This is a genomic window from Rhizobium sp. TAL182, assembly GCF_002117725.1.
Taxonomy (GTDB): Bacteria; Pseudomonadota; Alphaproteobacteria; order Rhizobiales; family Rhizobiaceae; genus Rhizobium; species Rhizobium esperanzae.
Genome location: NZ_CP021024.1, coordinates 3,574,494 through 3,588,385, shown reverse-complemented (window position 1 = coordinate 3,588,385; position 13,892 = coordinate 3,574,494). Strand labels below are relative to the sequence as shown.

Here is a 13,892-nt window from a genome sequence, read left to right as displayed (position 1 = left end):
AGTTTGACATGCAGGGACTTTTCTTCGAAAGCGACGACGGCGTCCGGCTTGTCATTCGCGCCCTCGTCGTACTGATCGGCTTTTGGACGGCTTGGCGAGCCGGCAAGGCGGTGGCTGACGGCTGGAACAATTATCCGCTCGCCGTCGTCTACACCTTCCTCCTGGCCTGGGCGATGCAGTTTCTACACCATGCCCTGTTCAATGGACCGATGCTCAGCGGTCTCTTCTATGGCATCGACTTCGTGACCTTGCTAGTCTTCTCGACGGCCGGCTACCGCTTTCGCCGTACCAATCAGATGGTCAACAACTATTACTGGCTGTACGAAAAAACTTCCGCGTTTTCGTGGAAGGACAAACATTGACAGTCCGTTGAAACTAGGCATGAATTGCCTTCAGAGTGGAACAGCTTTCCTGGCGCAGTCAATGGTGGGTAATGCGCCGGGCCTTGGACCGGAACCCGCCCAAAAATTGGGAGTAACAATATGAAGAAGTCTCTTCTGTCGGCAGTGGCTCTGACGGCGATGGTCGCCTTCAGCGGCAACGCTTGGGCCGACGTCCTCATCGCTGTCGCTGGTCCGCTGACCGGCCCGAACGCCGCTTTCGGCGCTCAGCTTCAGAAGGGTGCCGAGCAGGCAGCCGCCGACATCAATGCTGCTGGCGGCATCAACGGCGAGCAGATCAAGATCGAACTCGGCGACGACGTTTCCGACCCGAAGCAGGGCATCTCGGTCGCCAACAAGTTTGTTGCCGACGGCGTCAAGTTCGTCATCGGCCACTTCAACTCGGGTGTTTCGATCCCGGCTTCGGAAGTTTATGCCGAAAACGGCATTCTCGAAATCACCCCGGCCGCTACCAACCCGAAGTTCACCGAGCGCGGCCTCTGGAACACGTTCCGCACCTGCGGCCGTGACGACCAGCAGGGCGCCATCGCCGGCAAGTATCTTGCCGACCACTTCAAGGACGCCAAGATCGCCGTCGTTCATGACAAGACCCCCTACGGTCAGGGCCTTGCCGACGAAACCAAGAAGGCCATGAATGCCGCTGGTGTCACGGAAGTCATGTACGAAGGCATCAATGTCGGCGACAAGGACTTCTCGGCCCTCATCGCCAAGATGAAGGAAGCCGGCGTCTCGATTATCTATTGGGGCGGTCTGCACACCGAAGCCGGTCTCATCATCCGTCAGGCCGCAGACCAGGGCCTGAAGGCCACGCTGGTTTCTGGTGACGGTATCGTTTCGAACGAACTGGCCTCGATCGCCGGTGACGCTGTCGCCGGTACCCTGAACACCTTCGGCCCCGATCCGACATTGAACCCGGCGAACAAGGAGCTCGTCGAAAAGTTCAAGGCCGCCGGTTTCAACCCGGAAGCCTATACGCTCTACTCCTACGCTGCGATGCAGGCGATCGCCGGTGCTGCCAAGGCTGCCGGTTCGGTGGATCCTGAAGCCGTTGCCACGGCCATGAAGGAAAAGGGCCCGTTCCCGACGGTTCTCGGCGACATTTCGTTCGACGAAAAGGGCGATCCAAAGATTCCTGGCTACATCATGTACGAATGGAAGAAGGGCGCGGACGGCAAGTACACCTATGTCCCGCAGGGCATGTAAGCTTCGCTTGCCTGTCGATAACATGATCTGATCGAAGCCCGGTTCCGGCCGGGCTTCTTTCATTTTCGGGACATCTCAATCGTGGTGCGCCTTTTCGAGGCGAGGGGCGTGCCGGACCGGGGTTATTCGAAAGCTTGCAGCCGACATCGTGCGGGGCGGCGCGTTTCAATATCCCTCACATCTCATGCAGAACATGCGTCGCCTTCACGGCCGCCGACGCGCGGTTTTCGACGCCGCGTTTCACATAGATCTGTTCGAGGTGTTTATTCACGGTGCGTGCCGACAAACCCAGTATTTCGCCGATGTCACGGTTGGCCTTGCCCTTGGCAATCCAGAGCAGCACTTCGGATTCTCGTTGGGTGAGCGAAAAACGCTGGCGCAGCATCTCGTCGTCGCTGCGCTGGCTGGCGGCGGTGAGGCGGAAGAGATATTCATCCGGGCCAATCGCGCCGAGGAAGGCAAGCTGCAGCGCCGCCTGGCCGGCATGGGTGATTGAGATGATGCCGTCGCGCACTGCTGCCACGCGGTCACGCATCCAGCCGGCGATATGGCGGACGACGATCTCCATGCCGTCATCACTGCCCATGGCGGCATTGACCAACCGGGTCGCCTGCGGCGTCGACCATTGGATCGCGCCATCGCCCTTGACCGCCAGCAGATGGCGGCCGGCAGCGTCGAGCGCAACGCGGGCGCTCTGGGCCGAGCGGGCATTGCGCAGATGGACGCGGATGCGGGCGCGCAGTTCATCGATGTTGATCGGCTTGGTGAGGTAATCGACGCCGCCGGATTCCAGCGCGTGCACGACATGCTCGGTCTCCGTCAGGCCGGTCATGAAGATGACCGGCACCTGGGCTACAGTGGCATTCGCCTTCAGCCTTCGGCAGGTCTCGAAGCCGTCCATGGCGGGCATCACGGCGTCGAGCAGGATCAGATCGGGCGTGATCCGCTCGACGATGCCAAGCGCTGCCGTGCCTGATGTGGCGATCAGCACGGAGAAGCCGGATTGTTCGAGCGCGTCTGTGAGGAAACCGAGCGCCTCGGGCGAGTCGTCGACAAGTAGAACGATGTCGCGAGGGAGGGCCGGCTCAGCCAATGGATTCCACCTTTTCGTCGAAGTCGTGCAGGAAGGTCATGTAGCCGGCCAGATCGAAGGCGGCCACATAGGGTCGAAGAGCCTCGGTGAATGGCCGATTTGCCTCCACCTGGGCAAGGTCCGAAAGCTTGGCTTCGATGCCCCTGATGTAACCGATCTCGCCGAGCCGCAGCAATTCCTGCACATGGGCTGCACCCGGGCCCAGCATCGGCGCTGCGGTCTTTGCAGGAGCGGCGGGGGCGTCATCGGCATAGACCCAGTTCAGGCCAAGATGCAAGGCGAGCTTGTCGCGCAGCCGGCGGATGTCGACGGGCTTGCCGATCGCATCATTGTGGCTGTCGTCGCTGTCGCTCAGAACCGTCGCATCGCCGATATTGGCCGAAAGCATCACAACCGGCGCTGTCTGGCCAGCCTCACGCAGACGCGAGACGAGCTGCCAGCCGCTCATGCCGGGCATCAATATATCGACGAGGAACAGATCGGGCAGGATGCCGTCGATCAGCGTCAGGCATTCGGCCCCGCCTGCCGCCGTCAGCACGATGAAATCGAGCGGCGCCAGGATTTCGCGCATCATCTCCCGGTGATCCTCATTGTCGTCGACGACGACGATGGTGCGGCGCGGACCGTCGTAACCGACGATGCGTTTTTCCTGCGGCGGCGCGGCGGCGCGCATGACGGCGGACAGCATCAGCCGCACACGGAATGCCGAGCCTTCGTCCTTGACGCTCGAGACCGCAATCTCGCCGCCAAGCGTGTTGGTCAGAAGCCGGGTGATGGTGAGGCCGAGGCCGAGGCCCGGCATCGGCCGGACGCTGTCTGCCTCGCCCCGCTGGAAAGGTTCGTAGATGCGCGTCAGGTCCTTCTCGGCGATGCCGCGGCCGGTATCGGTGACGGTGAAGGTCGCAACCTGGCTGCGATAGGCGACATCGAAGGTGACGCTGCCTTCGTCGGTGAATTTGATGGCATTGGAGAGCAGGTTGACGAGAATCTGGCGCAGGCGCTTTTCATCGGTGCGGACGAATTGCGGCAACGCGGGCGAGCGATCATGGATAAAGGTGAGCCCCTTTGCCTGCGCCTGCGGCCGAAACAGCTCGACGATCTGATCGAGGAAGTCCTGGATGTTGATCTCGTTGGAATAAACCTGGAGGCGGCCGGCCTCGATTTTCGAAATATCGAGCAGGCCGTCGATCAGCCCCGAGAGATGTTCGGCGCTGCGGCGGATGACCTTGATCGAGGATTGGCGAGGCGCCGGGATCGTTTCGTCGCGTTCGAGGATCTGGGCATAGCCGAGCACGGCATTCAGCGGTGTGCGCAGTTCATGGCTGAGGCCGACGACATAGCGGCTCTTGGCGCGGTTGGCAGCCTCGGCCGTCTCCTTGGCGTTCTGCAGGGCGGCATCGGTTTTCTTGTGGGCGGCGATTTCCTTGAGCAGCAGGGTGTTCTGCCGCGACGATTCCTCCTCGGCGACGACGCGGCTGTCATGGGCGAGCACGTAGAACCAGCAGACGACTCCCGATATCACCGAAAAGACGAAGAAGACGACCAGGATGGTGCGATTGACGACCTCGGCCGTCTCGGGGGAGGCGGCGGCGACCTGATGTGCGATCATCGCCAGGATCGCTCCGATGGCGGCCAAGGCCAGAACGACGGCGATGCCGTAGCGGCCGAGGCGCGTCGTCAGTTTGCCAAGAACGGTTTCCGGCAGCAGAACCTTGGCGACGGTGCCGACCTGCGCATTGAAACGGGCGGCCGGCTTGCACATGTCGTGGCAGCGGCTGTCGAGCGAGCAGCAGAGCGAACAGATCGGCGCGGCATAGGCCGGGCACCATGCCATATCCTCCGGCTCGAAAGGGTGCTCGCAGACGGAGCAGGTGATGTTCGTCAGGTTCTTCCAGCTCTGGCGCGGCTTGCGGGCGAGATAGAACTTGCCTTTCGTCACCCAGGCGAGTGCCGGCGAGGCGATGAGCGCGACGACGAGGCTGATATAGGGGGCAAGCGAGGCGGCGAGCGGGCCGAAGGCGCCGAAATGAGCGATTAGCGACACCGTTGCCGACAGCGCCATGGCGCCGAGGCCGACCGGATTGATGTCGTAGAGGTGAGCACGCTTGAACTCGATGCCGGGGGGAGCGAGCCCCAGCGGCTTGTTGATGAAGAGATCGGCGAAGATCGTGCAGAGCCAGGCCATGGCGACGATCGAGAAGATGCCGAGCGTCTCCTCCAGCAGCCGGTAGATGCCGAGTTCCATCAGCAAAAGGGCGATCGCGACGTTGAAGACCAGCCAGATGACGCGGCCCGGATGGCTGTGGGTCAACCGTGAGAAGAAGTTCGACCAGGCGAGCGAGCCGGCATAGGCGTTCATCACGTTGATCTTCAACTGTGAGACGACGACGAAGGCCGCCATCAGCAACAGCGCGGCATTATGCCAGGGGATCATATAGCCGAAGGCGGTCAGATACATCTGCGCCGGGTCGGCGGCGCGATCGACCGGCACGCCCGAGGCCAACGTCAGCACGACCAAGAAGGACCCGGCAAGCAGCTTCGGTGCGCCAATGACAACCCAGCCGGGTCCGGCAAGGAAGACGGCGAGGCGATGGCGCCACTTGCGCCGCGGTTCCGGCGGCAGGAAGCGCAGGAAGTCGGCCTGTTCGCCGATCTGCGACATCAGGGCGAGGATGACGGCGGAAGCGGCGCCGAACTCCACCAGATCGAAATCGGCGACGGTGCCGGGCGGGCCTGCGACATGGCGGATGCCGGCAAAGGCGCGCCAGAGATCGAATTTCTCCCAGTCCATGAAGGCGATGAAGAGGAAGGGCAGGATATTCAGCACGATCCAGAAGGGCTGGGTCATCAGCTGGAACTTGCTGATCAGCCGCACGCCGTGCGTCACCAGCGGGATCACCATGACGGCGCTGACGATATAACCGATCCAGAGGGGAATGCCGAGCGCCAGTTCCAACGCGCCGGACATGATCGAGGCCTCGATCGCAAACAGCATGAAGGTGAAGCTCGCATAGATCAGCGAGGTGATGGTCGAGCCGATGTACCCGAAACCGGCGCCGCGCGTCAGCAGATCGATATCGACGCCGTGACGGACGGCGTATCGGCTGATCGGCAGACCGATCGCCAGCATGGCGAGCGAAGCGACGATGATGGCGTAGAAGGCGTTGGTGGTGCCGTAGGAGAGGGTGATGGCGCCGCCGATCGCCTCGAGCGCCAGGAAGGAGATCGCGCCGATCGCCGTCTGTGCGATGCGCTGGGAGGAGAAGTGGCGGGCGCTCTTTGCGGTAAAGCGCAGCGCGTAGTCTTCCAGCGTCTGGTTGGCGACCCAGCGATTATATTCGCGTCTTACCGGAATGATGCGTTGGCGCGCTGCCATGTCTTCCTTCCGGCATTCCGGTTGGCCTATCGTCTCGGAACAGTTTTGGCGGGATGGGTGAGAAAGGCAAGGGCGTAGCACTGGCAGATTCACTGAACTGCCATATTTTTGAAGCCGCTCTGTCACACGAGCTCTCTAACTCTCCCGGCGTTCCTTCAACCATTTCAGGTAACATCCATGTCTGTTTCAAGCCTTTTCCGCCTGAGCCCCGCTCTCGTCTGCCTCGTTTCGATCGTGCCGTCGCTTGCTGACGCCGAGCAGGCCACGACGGCAAAAGCGCCTTACGTCGAGACCGGAAACACCAACAAGCGCGGTGACGCCTGCTTCTCGACGGTGGACACTAATGCCGCCGTGCACCTTCTCTCCGGCTTTCTGGAAGTCTGGACCCCGCGCACGCCTTTTGTCGACGCGGGCGTCGAAGCGCCGGCCAAGGACAATTGCCCGGCGGTCGCCAAGACGGATTGGGACGGCATTCCCTTCAGCAAAACCGACGGCCAGATCGTCAACAAGCTCGTCCATGACGCCAATATTGCCTATGCCGTCAAGGTGACCAAGGCGCGGACGGCCGAGCAGGCGGTTGCCGCCTATCTCGACGACCGGCGCGGCAAGAATGCCAGCATCGTCGACGGCCTTGGACCGCTGACGGATGCCTGGAAGGCCGGCTCCAAGCAGACCACCACCATCACCGAGGTGGCGGCCGACGCGACGACGGTCAAATATGACGACAAGGGCAACAATCGCGGCGCCGGCAGCAAGCCGGATACCGAAAACAAGACCGACGCCAACCCGGACATGGGGCTTGCGATCGACTTCATCAACGCCGCAAGCGCTGACGGCTCGACGGAACCCGCCAAGCGCTATTTCAAATATGGCCGCCCCTACCGCTGGAGCCAGGACGTGTCGGTTGTCCCGACCCTGGTGCCCGCAAAGAGCGGGAAGCCGGTCGAGGATGGCGGTTTCCCGAGCGGGCATACGGCGGAAGCCTGGCGGGATGCGCTCGCCATGGCCTATCTCGTACCGCAGCGCTTTCAGGAAATGATCACACGCGCCAGCGAACTGGGCGAGGATCGCATCCTTTCCGGCATGCATTCTCCGCTCGACGTGATGGGCGGCCGCATGCTCGGCACCGCGACGGTCGTCTACAATCTGAACAAGGCCGACAATGCTGCGCTGAAGAGCGACGCTTACGCCCAGGCACAATCGTGGCTCATCGGCAAATCAGGCGTTGCAGATGCAGGTGCGCTCGACGTCGTCGCCCATGCGGCGCCGCTTTCGCTGGACCGTTTCGCCGATCATGAAGCCAATCGCGCTTACGTGCTACAGCGCCTGAGCTACGGCCTGCCGACCATCCATGCGACCGACCAGCCGGCGCGCGTGCCGCAAGGCGCCGAAGCGCTGCTCGAAACGCGTCTGCCTTATCTTAACGACGAACAGCGCCGCGAGGTTCTGAAGACGACGGAAATCGCTTCCGGCTATCCGCTCCTCGACGACGCGGAAGGTTACGGCCGTCTCAACCTGTTTGCTGCCGCCGACGGTTATGGTGCATTCGACCAGGACGTGACCGTAACGATGGATGCGGCCAAGGGCGGCTTCAGTGCAATCGACACCTGGCGCAACGACATCGGCGGCAAGGGCAGGCTGATGAAAAGCGGCAGCGGCATCCTCGGCCTGTCCGGCGCCAACAGCTATGCGGGCGGCACCGTCCTGGAAGAAGGCGTGCTGGTCGCCGGTTCGTCTTCGGCTTTCGGCACCGGCGGGCTGACGGTGAACGGCGGTTCGCTCGTGGTGGCGGCCGACAAGCCGCTGATCGTGGGGGGCGATTATCGGCAGACCAATGCTGTGGCGAAGCTTGCACTCGGCGCGGACGGCGCCGGCACCCTTGTGGTCAACGGCAAGGCGGAGCTCGCCGGCGATCTCGACGTGACGCTTGCCGATGGCTTCACCCCGACGACCGGAACCAAGATCGAGATCCTGAAGGCGGGCAACGTCACCGGCAGCTTCGGCAAGTTCACCATCTCCGGCCATAAGGCGAGCCTCTCCTACGGTCCGACATCGGTTACGCTGACGATCGACGGCTGATTTCCGTTCACAGATGGAGGGCATCCCCGGTTGCGGGGATGCCCTTGTTTCCCGGCGGCCCGTTTGCCCCCTGCGCCTACGTCATTTTGCGTATGTGTTTTTGCGCTGCAGCACCCGATAGTCCCCTCGGCAACAGTTAACTCCGTTTCCGGCCTGTTGCGGAACAAGAGAGGGGATCAACCATATGAATCTCAAATCCACGATTACGAGTGCCGCGATCGGTGCCGTCATGGCGGCGTCGGCTGCCTTCAGCGGTGCGGCTGCGGCCGATGATACGATCAAGGTCGGCGTGCTACATTCGCTTTCCGGCACGATGGCGATTTCCGAAACCACGCTGAAAGACGCCATGCTGATGCTCATCGACGAGCAGAACAAGAAGGGCGGTCTTCTCGGCAAGAAACTCGAGGCCGTCGTCGTCGACCCGGCGTCCGACTGGCCGCTCTTTGCTGAAAAGGCGCGCGAGCTGATCGAAAAGGACAAGGTCGCCGCCGTCTTCGGCTGCTGGACGTCGTCCTCGCGCAAATCCGTCCTGCCCGTTTTCGAAGAGCTGAACTCGCTGCTCTTCTATCCCGTGCAGTATGAAGGCGAAGAATCCTCGCGCAACATCTTCTATACGGGTGCAGCCCCGAACCAGCAGGCTATCCCGGCGGTCGACTACCTCATGAAGACCGAGGGCGTGAAGCGCTTCGTGCTCGAAGGCACCGACTACGTCTATCCCCGTACGACCAACAAGATCCTCGCAGCCTATCTCGAATCCAAGGGCATTCCGAAGGAAGATATTCTCGTCAACTACACGCCGTTCGGTTTCTCCGACTGGCAGACCGAAGTCGCCAAGATCAAGGAATTCGGCTCGGCCGGCAAGAAGACCGCCGTCGTCTCCACCATCAACGGTGACGCCAACGTTCCCTTCTACAAGGAACTCGGCAACCAGGGCATCAAGGCGACCGACATTCCGGTTGTCGCCTTCTCGGTCGGCGAAGAAGAGCTTGCCGGTCTCGATACCAAACCGCTCGTCGGCCATCTCGCCGCCTGGAACTACTTCGAGTCCGTGGAAAGCCCGGCCAACAAGAAGTTCATCAAGGAATGGCATGCCTTCACCAAGAACGACAAGCGCGTGACCAACGACCCGATGGAAGCCGCCTATATCGGCTTCAACGCCTGGGTGAAGGCCGTCCAGGCCGCCGGCACCACCAATACCGATGCCGTTCTCGACAACATTATCGGCGTCACCGTTCCGAACCTCTCCGGCGGCTATGCCACCGTCATGCCGAACCACCACATCACCAAGCCGGTGCTGATCGGTGAGATCCAGGCCGACGGCCAGTTCGAGATCGTCCAGCAGACGCCCGCCGTCGTCGGCGACGAATGGTCCGACTACCTGCCTGACTCAAAGGACCTGATCTCCGATTGGCGCAAGCCTCTCTCCTGCGGCAACTTCAACGTTGCCACGGGTAAGTGCGGTGGCAAGGGCTCCTGAGGAACCCCATCCGTTGAAAGCCTGAAGACTTCCGTCCGGAGCCGATCCGGGCGGAAGCTCTGTCCTTACCGCTGCGCCGCAAGGCCGACGACACTCAAGGCGAGAGAGCCGATGTTTCGCGCCATCAAGATTTTCCTTCTGACATTTTGCCTGATGCTTTCCGGCCTGGCGCTTTCGGTGACCGGTCTGCGCGCCGAGGGCGACGTGCACGCTCTCGTCGATGCGCTCGGCGTCGGCGGCTTTCCCGAGCGCGATGCGGCCATCCGGGCGCTTGCCGCTTCCGGGGATTCGCATGTCAGCCAGATCCTGCAGCAACTGAGCGACGGCCAGCTCTACGTCAATTCGGAGGGCGGCCCCGTTCTCGTTCAGGGCGGCACGGAGGACGAGCCAACCTATTCCGATCCGATCACCGGAGAGGCGGTTGCCGATGTCGACCCCGACATGATGTCGAAGGTCAAGATCAACAATTCGCTGCGCACCACGATCACGACTGTGATGAGTCAGCTGACGCTTTTGAGCCCGGATCGCTCCGCGCGGCTCGCAGCGGCTGAGGGCATGCTGAGGGATGCCGATCCCGCCAATCTCGAACTTCTGAATTCGGCTCTTTCAGCCGAGAAGGACGGGGAGATCAAAAACACGATGGAAGCGGCGCGGGCCGTGATGGTGCTGAAGAGCGATGCCGGCAGCGAGGAGAAGCGGGCCGCCATCGACATGATCGCCGCCCGCGGCGGCCGCGATGCGCTGACGATCCTGACGGCGGCGATGGCGAATGCCCGTGACGATCTGAAGCCAGCGATCCAGACAGAGATCAATTCGATCAACCGCGACCTGGCGCTCTGGGACGTCGTCCAGAACGTCTGGTACGGCCTGTCGCTCGGTTCGGTACTGCTGCTGGCCGCGATTGGCCTTGCCATCACCTTCGGCGTCATGGGCGTGATCAACATGGCGCATGGCGAGATGGTGATGATCGGCGCCTATACGACCTATGTCGTGCAGGAATATATCACCTCGGCCTTTCCATCGCTTGCCGATTATTCGCTGGCTTTCGCGGTGCCGGCCGCCTTCGTCTTTACCGGTTTCGTCGGCCTCGTCATCGAGCGCGTCGTCATTCGTTATCTCTACGGCCGCCCGCTGGAAACGCTGCTTGCCACTTGGGGCGTGTCCTTGATCCTGCAGCAGGCGATCCGCAGTTATTTCGGCCCGACCAACCGCGAGGTCCGCAATCCGAGCTGGATGTCCGGCGCATTCGATTTCGGCGGGCTCGCCATCACCTGGAACCGGCTCTGGATTATCGTCTTCTCGATGGTGGTGTTCCTGACGCTCCTGATGCTGCTGAAGCGCTCCCCCTTCGGACTGCAGATGCGGGCGGTGACGCAGAACCGCCGCATGGCCTCGTCGATGGGCATCCGCACCGGCTGGGTCGATGCCTTCACCTTCGCGCTCGGCTCCGGCATCGCCGGCATGGCCGGTGTGGCGCTCTCGCAGATCGACAACGTCTCGCCGAACCTCGGCCAGAACTACATCATCGACAGCTTCATGGTCGTCGTCTTCGGCGGTGTCGGCAATCTCTGGGGAACGCTGGTCGGCGCGCTGTCGCTCGGCGTCGTCAACAAGTTCCTCGAGCCCTTCGCCGGCGCCGTGCTCGGCAAGATCCTGGTGCTCGTCCTCATCATTCTCTTCATCCAGAAGCGTCCGCGTGGGCTCTTCGCACTCAAAGGAAGGGCGGTGGAAGCATGATAACGGCCTTCCTTCTTCGGTCTCTTGATCGCAGGATCTCCATCGCCGTCGCCTTGTTGCTGGCGGTCGCCATTCTCGTGCCGGTGCTGAACCTTGCCACCGGCCCGACGCACCCGCTGCACGTGCCGACCTATATCATGGCGCTGTTCGGCAAGTATCTCACCTATGCGCTGCTGGCGCTGGCGCTCGATCTCGTCTGGGGCTTCTGCGGCATTCTCTCGCTCGGCCACGGCGCCTTCTTCGCGCTCGGCGGCTATGCGATGGGCATGTATCTGATGCGCCAGATCGGCTCGCGCGGCGTCTACGGCGATCCCGTCCTGCCCGACTTCATGGTGTTCCTGAACTGGAAGGAACTGCCCTGGTTCTGGTACGGCTTCGACCAGTTCTGGTTCGCGGCGCTGATGGTGCTCGCCGTACCCGGGCTGCTCGCCTTCGTCTTCGGCTGGTTCGCCTTCCGCTCACGCGTCAACGGCGTCTATCTCTCGATCATCACCCAGGCGATGACATACGCACTGCTGCTTGCCTTCTTCCGCAACGACATGGGGTTCGGCGGCAATAACGGCATGACCGATTTCAAGGATATCCTCGGCTTCAACATCCAGGCGGACGGCACACGCGCAAGCCTCTTTGCCGCGACCGCGATCTTCCTGGCGCTGTCGCTGACGATCGCCTCGGCAATCGTGCGCTCGAAGTTCGGCAAGGTGCTGGTCGGCGTGCGCGACGCGGAAAGCCGCACGCGCTTCCTCGGCTACCGCGTCGAGCATTTCAAGCTGTTCACCTTCGTCGTCTCGGCGATGATGGCGGGGATTGCCGGGGCGCTCTACGTGCCGCAGGTCGGCATCATCAATCCCGGCGAATTCGCGCCTGCCAACTCGATCGAGGTCGTCATCTGGACGGCGGTCGGCGGGCGGGGGACGCTGATCGGGCCGATCATCGGCGCGATCCTCGTCAACGGCGGCAAGACGATCTTCACAGGCCTCTTTCCGGAGTTCTGGCTGTTTGCGCTCGGCGGCCTCTTCGTCGCCGTCACGCAGTTCCTGCCGAAGGGCGTCGTCGGCACGATCTCGCACTATCTCGGCAAACGGAAAGCCGTCTCCGATTCTGTCCCGCGGGCGGCAGAGGAGGACGGCATCGAGCCGAAAATCCAGGCAGCGGAGTGAACACAGTGATTCCCGACCTCAAACCCAACAGCGTGCTCTATCTCAGCGGCGTCTCCGTTTCCTTCGACGGCTTCAAGGCGCTGAATTCGCTCTCGATCGTCATCGAGCCCGGCGAGCTTCGCGCCATCATCGGCCCGAATGGCGCCGGCAAGACGACGATGATGGATATCATCACCGGCAAGACCAGGCCCGACGAGGGCGAGGTGTTCTTCAACGGCACTGTCGATCTCACCAAAAAGGACGAGGCCGACATTGCTCAGCTAGGCATCGGCCGCAAGTTCCAGAAGCCGACGGTCTTTGAAAGCCATACGGTCTGGGACAATCTGGAACTGGCGCTGAACCGCCGCCGCTCGGTTTTCTCGGCGCTGTTCTACCGGATTTCGGGCGAGGACAGGGCGCGTATCGAGGAAATCCTCGAAACGGTGCGGCTGACGCACCGGCGCGACGAACTGGCGGCCAATCTCTCGCACGGGCAGAAGCAGTGGCTGGAGATTGGCATGTTGCTCGCGCAGGAGCCGAAGCTGCTGCTCGTTGACGAGCCGGTGGCCGGCATGACGGATGCGGAAACGGCGGAAACGGCGATCCTCCTCAAAGACATTGCCAGGACCCGTTCGGTCGTTGTCGTCGAACACGATATGGGCTTCATCCGCGACCTTGGCGTCAAGGTGACCTGCCTCGCGGAAGGTTCGGTGCTTGCGGAAGGATCGATCGATTTCGTCAGTTCGGATCCGAAGGTGATCGAGAACTATCTGGGGCGGTGATCAATGCAACTTCCAGGCTTGAACCTGACAGAAGAACAAGCTCTAAAACGAGTGGGTATTCTTGTGGGGTTTCCGCATGGCTTTTCTCGGTATTCTGGTCGCGGCGCTCAGCGGCGCCGTCATCTGGTATTGGCGTTTTAAAATGGTGCGTGAGGCGGGAAATGAGATCATCGATTCCGTCGAGCGTATGCGGGGCGCTTATAGGCGCGGAAAACGCCGCAAGCAGGCGGAGGCGGCGCCACTGGCCTCGATCGCCGATCCGGCGATAGCGGCAGTGGCCTTTTTCTTCTGCCTTGCCAAGGAGAAGCCGATGTATGTCGACGCAGCGAGGGATGTCATCCGCGGCCGCATGAAAGGAATCATTCGGCCGGGCGACATGGAAGAGGTGCTGGTTTTCGGCGAATGGGCGTCCAAGAACGTCAACAGTCCCGAAGACCCGATCCGCCGGTTCCGGGACCTCTGGATCAAGGTGCTCGATATGCAGGAGCGGCGGCAGCTGATCAATATTGCCGAAGACGTGGCCGCGGTCGGCGGCGAGAGAACTAAGGAACAGGACTACGCTCTGCAGACGCTGAAGCGTAGCCTGATGAACTGATGGGGAATGG

Annotated in this window: 10 protein-coding genes; 8 read left to right on the top strand and 2 right to left on the bottom strand. The window is 62.0% G+C overall.

Going from position 1 to position 13,892, the window contains the following annotated elements:
* The first annotated feature begins 8 nt into the window (after nucleotides 1–8).
* Together Tal182_RS18085 and Tal182_RS18080 are read left to right on the top strand one after the other, a co-directional pair.
* Entirely contained in the window at nucleotides 9–362 is a 354-nt protein-coding gene (locus Tal182_RS18085; protein WP_064804534.1) for a DUF6867 family protein, read from the top strand.
* 120 nt (nucleotides 363–482) lie between these two features.
* Nucleotides 483–1,604 (top strand): branched-chain amino acid ABC transporter substrate-binding protein, encoded by a 1,122-nt coding sequence (locus Tal182_RS18080; RefSeq protein ID WP_038690865.1) that lies wholly within the window; start codon nucleotides 483–485, stop codon nucleotides 1,602–1,604.
* Between the two features lie 175 nt (nucleotides 1,605–1,779).
* On the opposite strand, the gene Tal182_RS18075 is transcribed toward Tal182_RS18080, so the two are convergent.
* The gene (locus Tal182_RS18075) at nucleotides 1,780–2,697 is read right to left on the bottom strand and encodes a response regulator transcription factor (RefSeq protein WP_085860310.1); all 918 of its coding nucleotides are present in this window, start codon (nucleotides 2,695–2,697) and stop codon (nucleotides 1,780–1,782) included.
* Nucleotides 2,690–6,073, bottom strand: coding sequence for an ATP-binding protein (locus Tal182_RS18070; RefSeq protein WP_085860309.1), 3,384 nt, complete (start codon nucleotides 6,071–6,073; stop codon nucleotides 2,690–2,692). Before Tal182_RS18070 ends, Tal182_RS18075 begins: the two co-directional genes overlap by 8 nt.
* 177 nt (nucleotides 6,074–6,250) lie before the next feature.
* Between Tal182_RS18070 and Tal182_RS18065 the strand changes: the two genes are divergently transcribed.
* The 6 genes from Tal182_RS18065 (at nucleotide 6,251) to Tal182_RS18040 (ending at nucleotide 13,882) form a co-directional block, all read left to right on the top strand.
* Nucleotides 6,251–8,152: a phosphatase PAP2 family protein gene (locus Tal182_RS18065; RefSeq protein WP_085860308.1), complete on the top strand. Its 1,902-nt coding sequence runs from the start codon at nucleotides 6,251–6,253 to the stop codon at nucleotides 8,150–8,152.
* 184 nt (nucleotides 8,153–8,336) lie between these two features.
* Nucleotides 8,337–9,629, top strand: a complete 1,293-nt coding sequence (gene urtA, locus Tal182_RS18060; protein WP_011426551.1) for an urea ABC transporter substrate-binding protein — start codon at nucleotides 8,337–8,339, stop codon at nucleotides 9,627–9,629.
* Nucleotides 9,630–9,740: 111 nt separating this feature from the next.
* Nucleotides 9,741–11,366: an urea ABC transporter permease subunit UrtB gene (urtB, locus tag Tal182_RS18055; RefSeq protein WP_085860307.1), complete on the top strand. Its 1,626-nt coding sequence runs from the start codon at nucleotides 9,741–9,743 to the stop codon at nucleotides 11,364–11,366.
* Nucleotides 11,363–12,526 carry an urea ABC transporter permease subunit UrtC gene (gene urtC, locus Tal182_RS18050; RefSeq protein WP_085860306.1) on the top strand — a complete coding sequence of 388 codons (1,164 nt, stop codon included), beginning with the start codon at nucleotides 11,363–11,365 and terminating at the stop codon, nucleotides 12,524–12,526. The genes urtB and urtC overlap by 4 nt, the downstream gene beginning before the upstream one ends.
* 5 nt (nucleotides 12,527–12,531) lie before the next feature.
* Nucleotides 12,532–13,287 carry an urea ABC transporter ATP-binding protein UrtD gene (urtD, locus tag Tal182_RS18045; RefSeq protein ID WP_085860980.1) on the top strand — a complete coding sequence of 252 codons (756 nt, stop codon included), beginning with the start codon at nucleotides 12,532–12,534 and terminating at the stop codon, nucleotides 13,285–13,287.
* A 76-nt stretch (nucleotides 13,288–13,363) separates the two neighbouring features.
* Entirely contained in the window at nucleotides 13,364–13,882 is a 519-nt protein-coding gene (locus tag Tal182_RS18040; protein ID WP_085860305.1) for a hypothetical protein, read from the top strand.
* Nucleotides 13,883–13,892 lie beyond the last annotated feature (10 nt).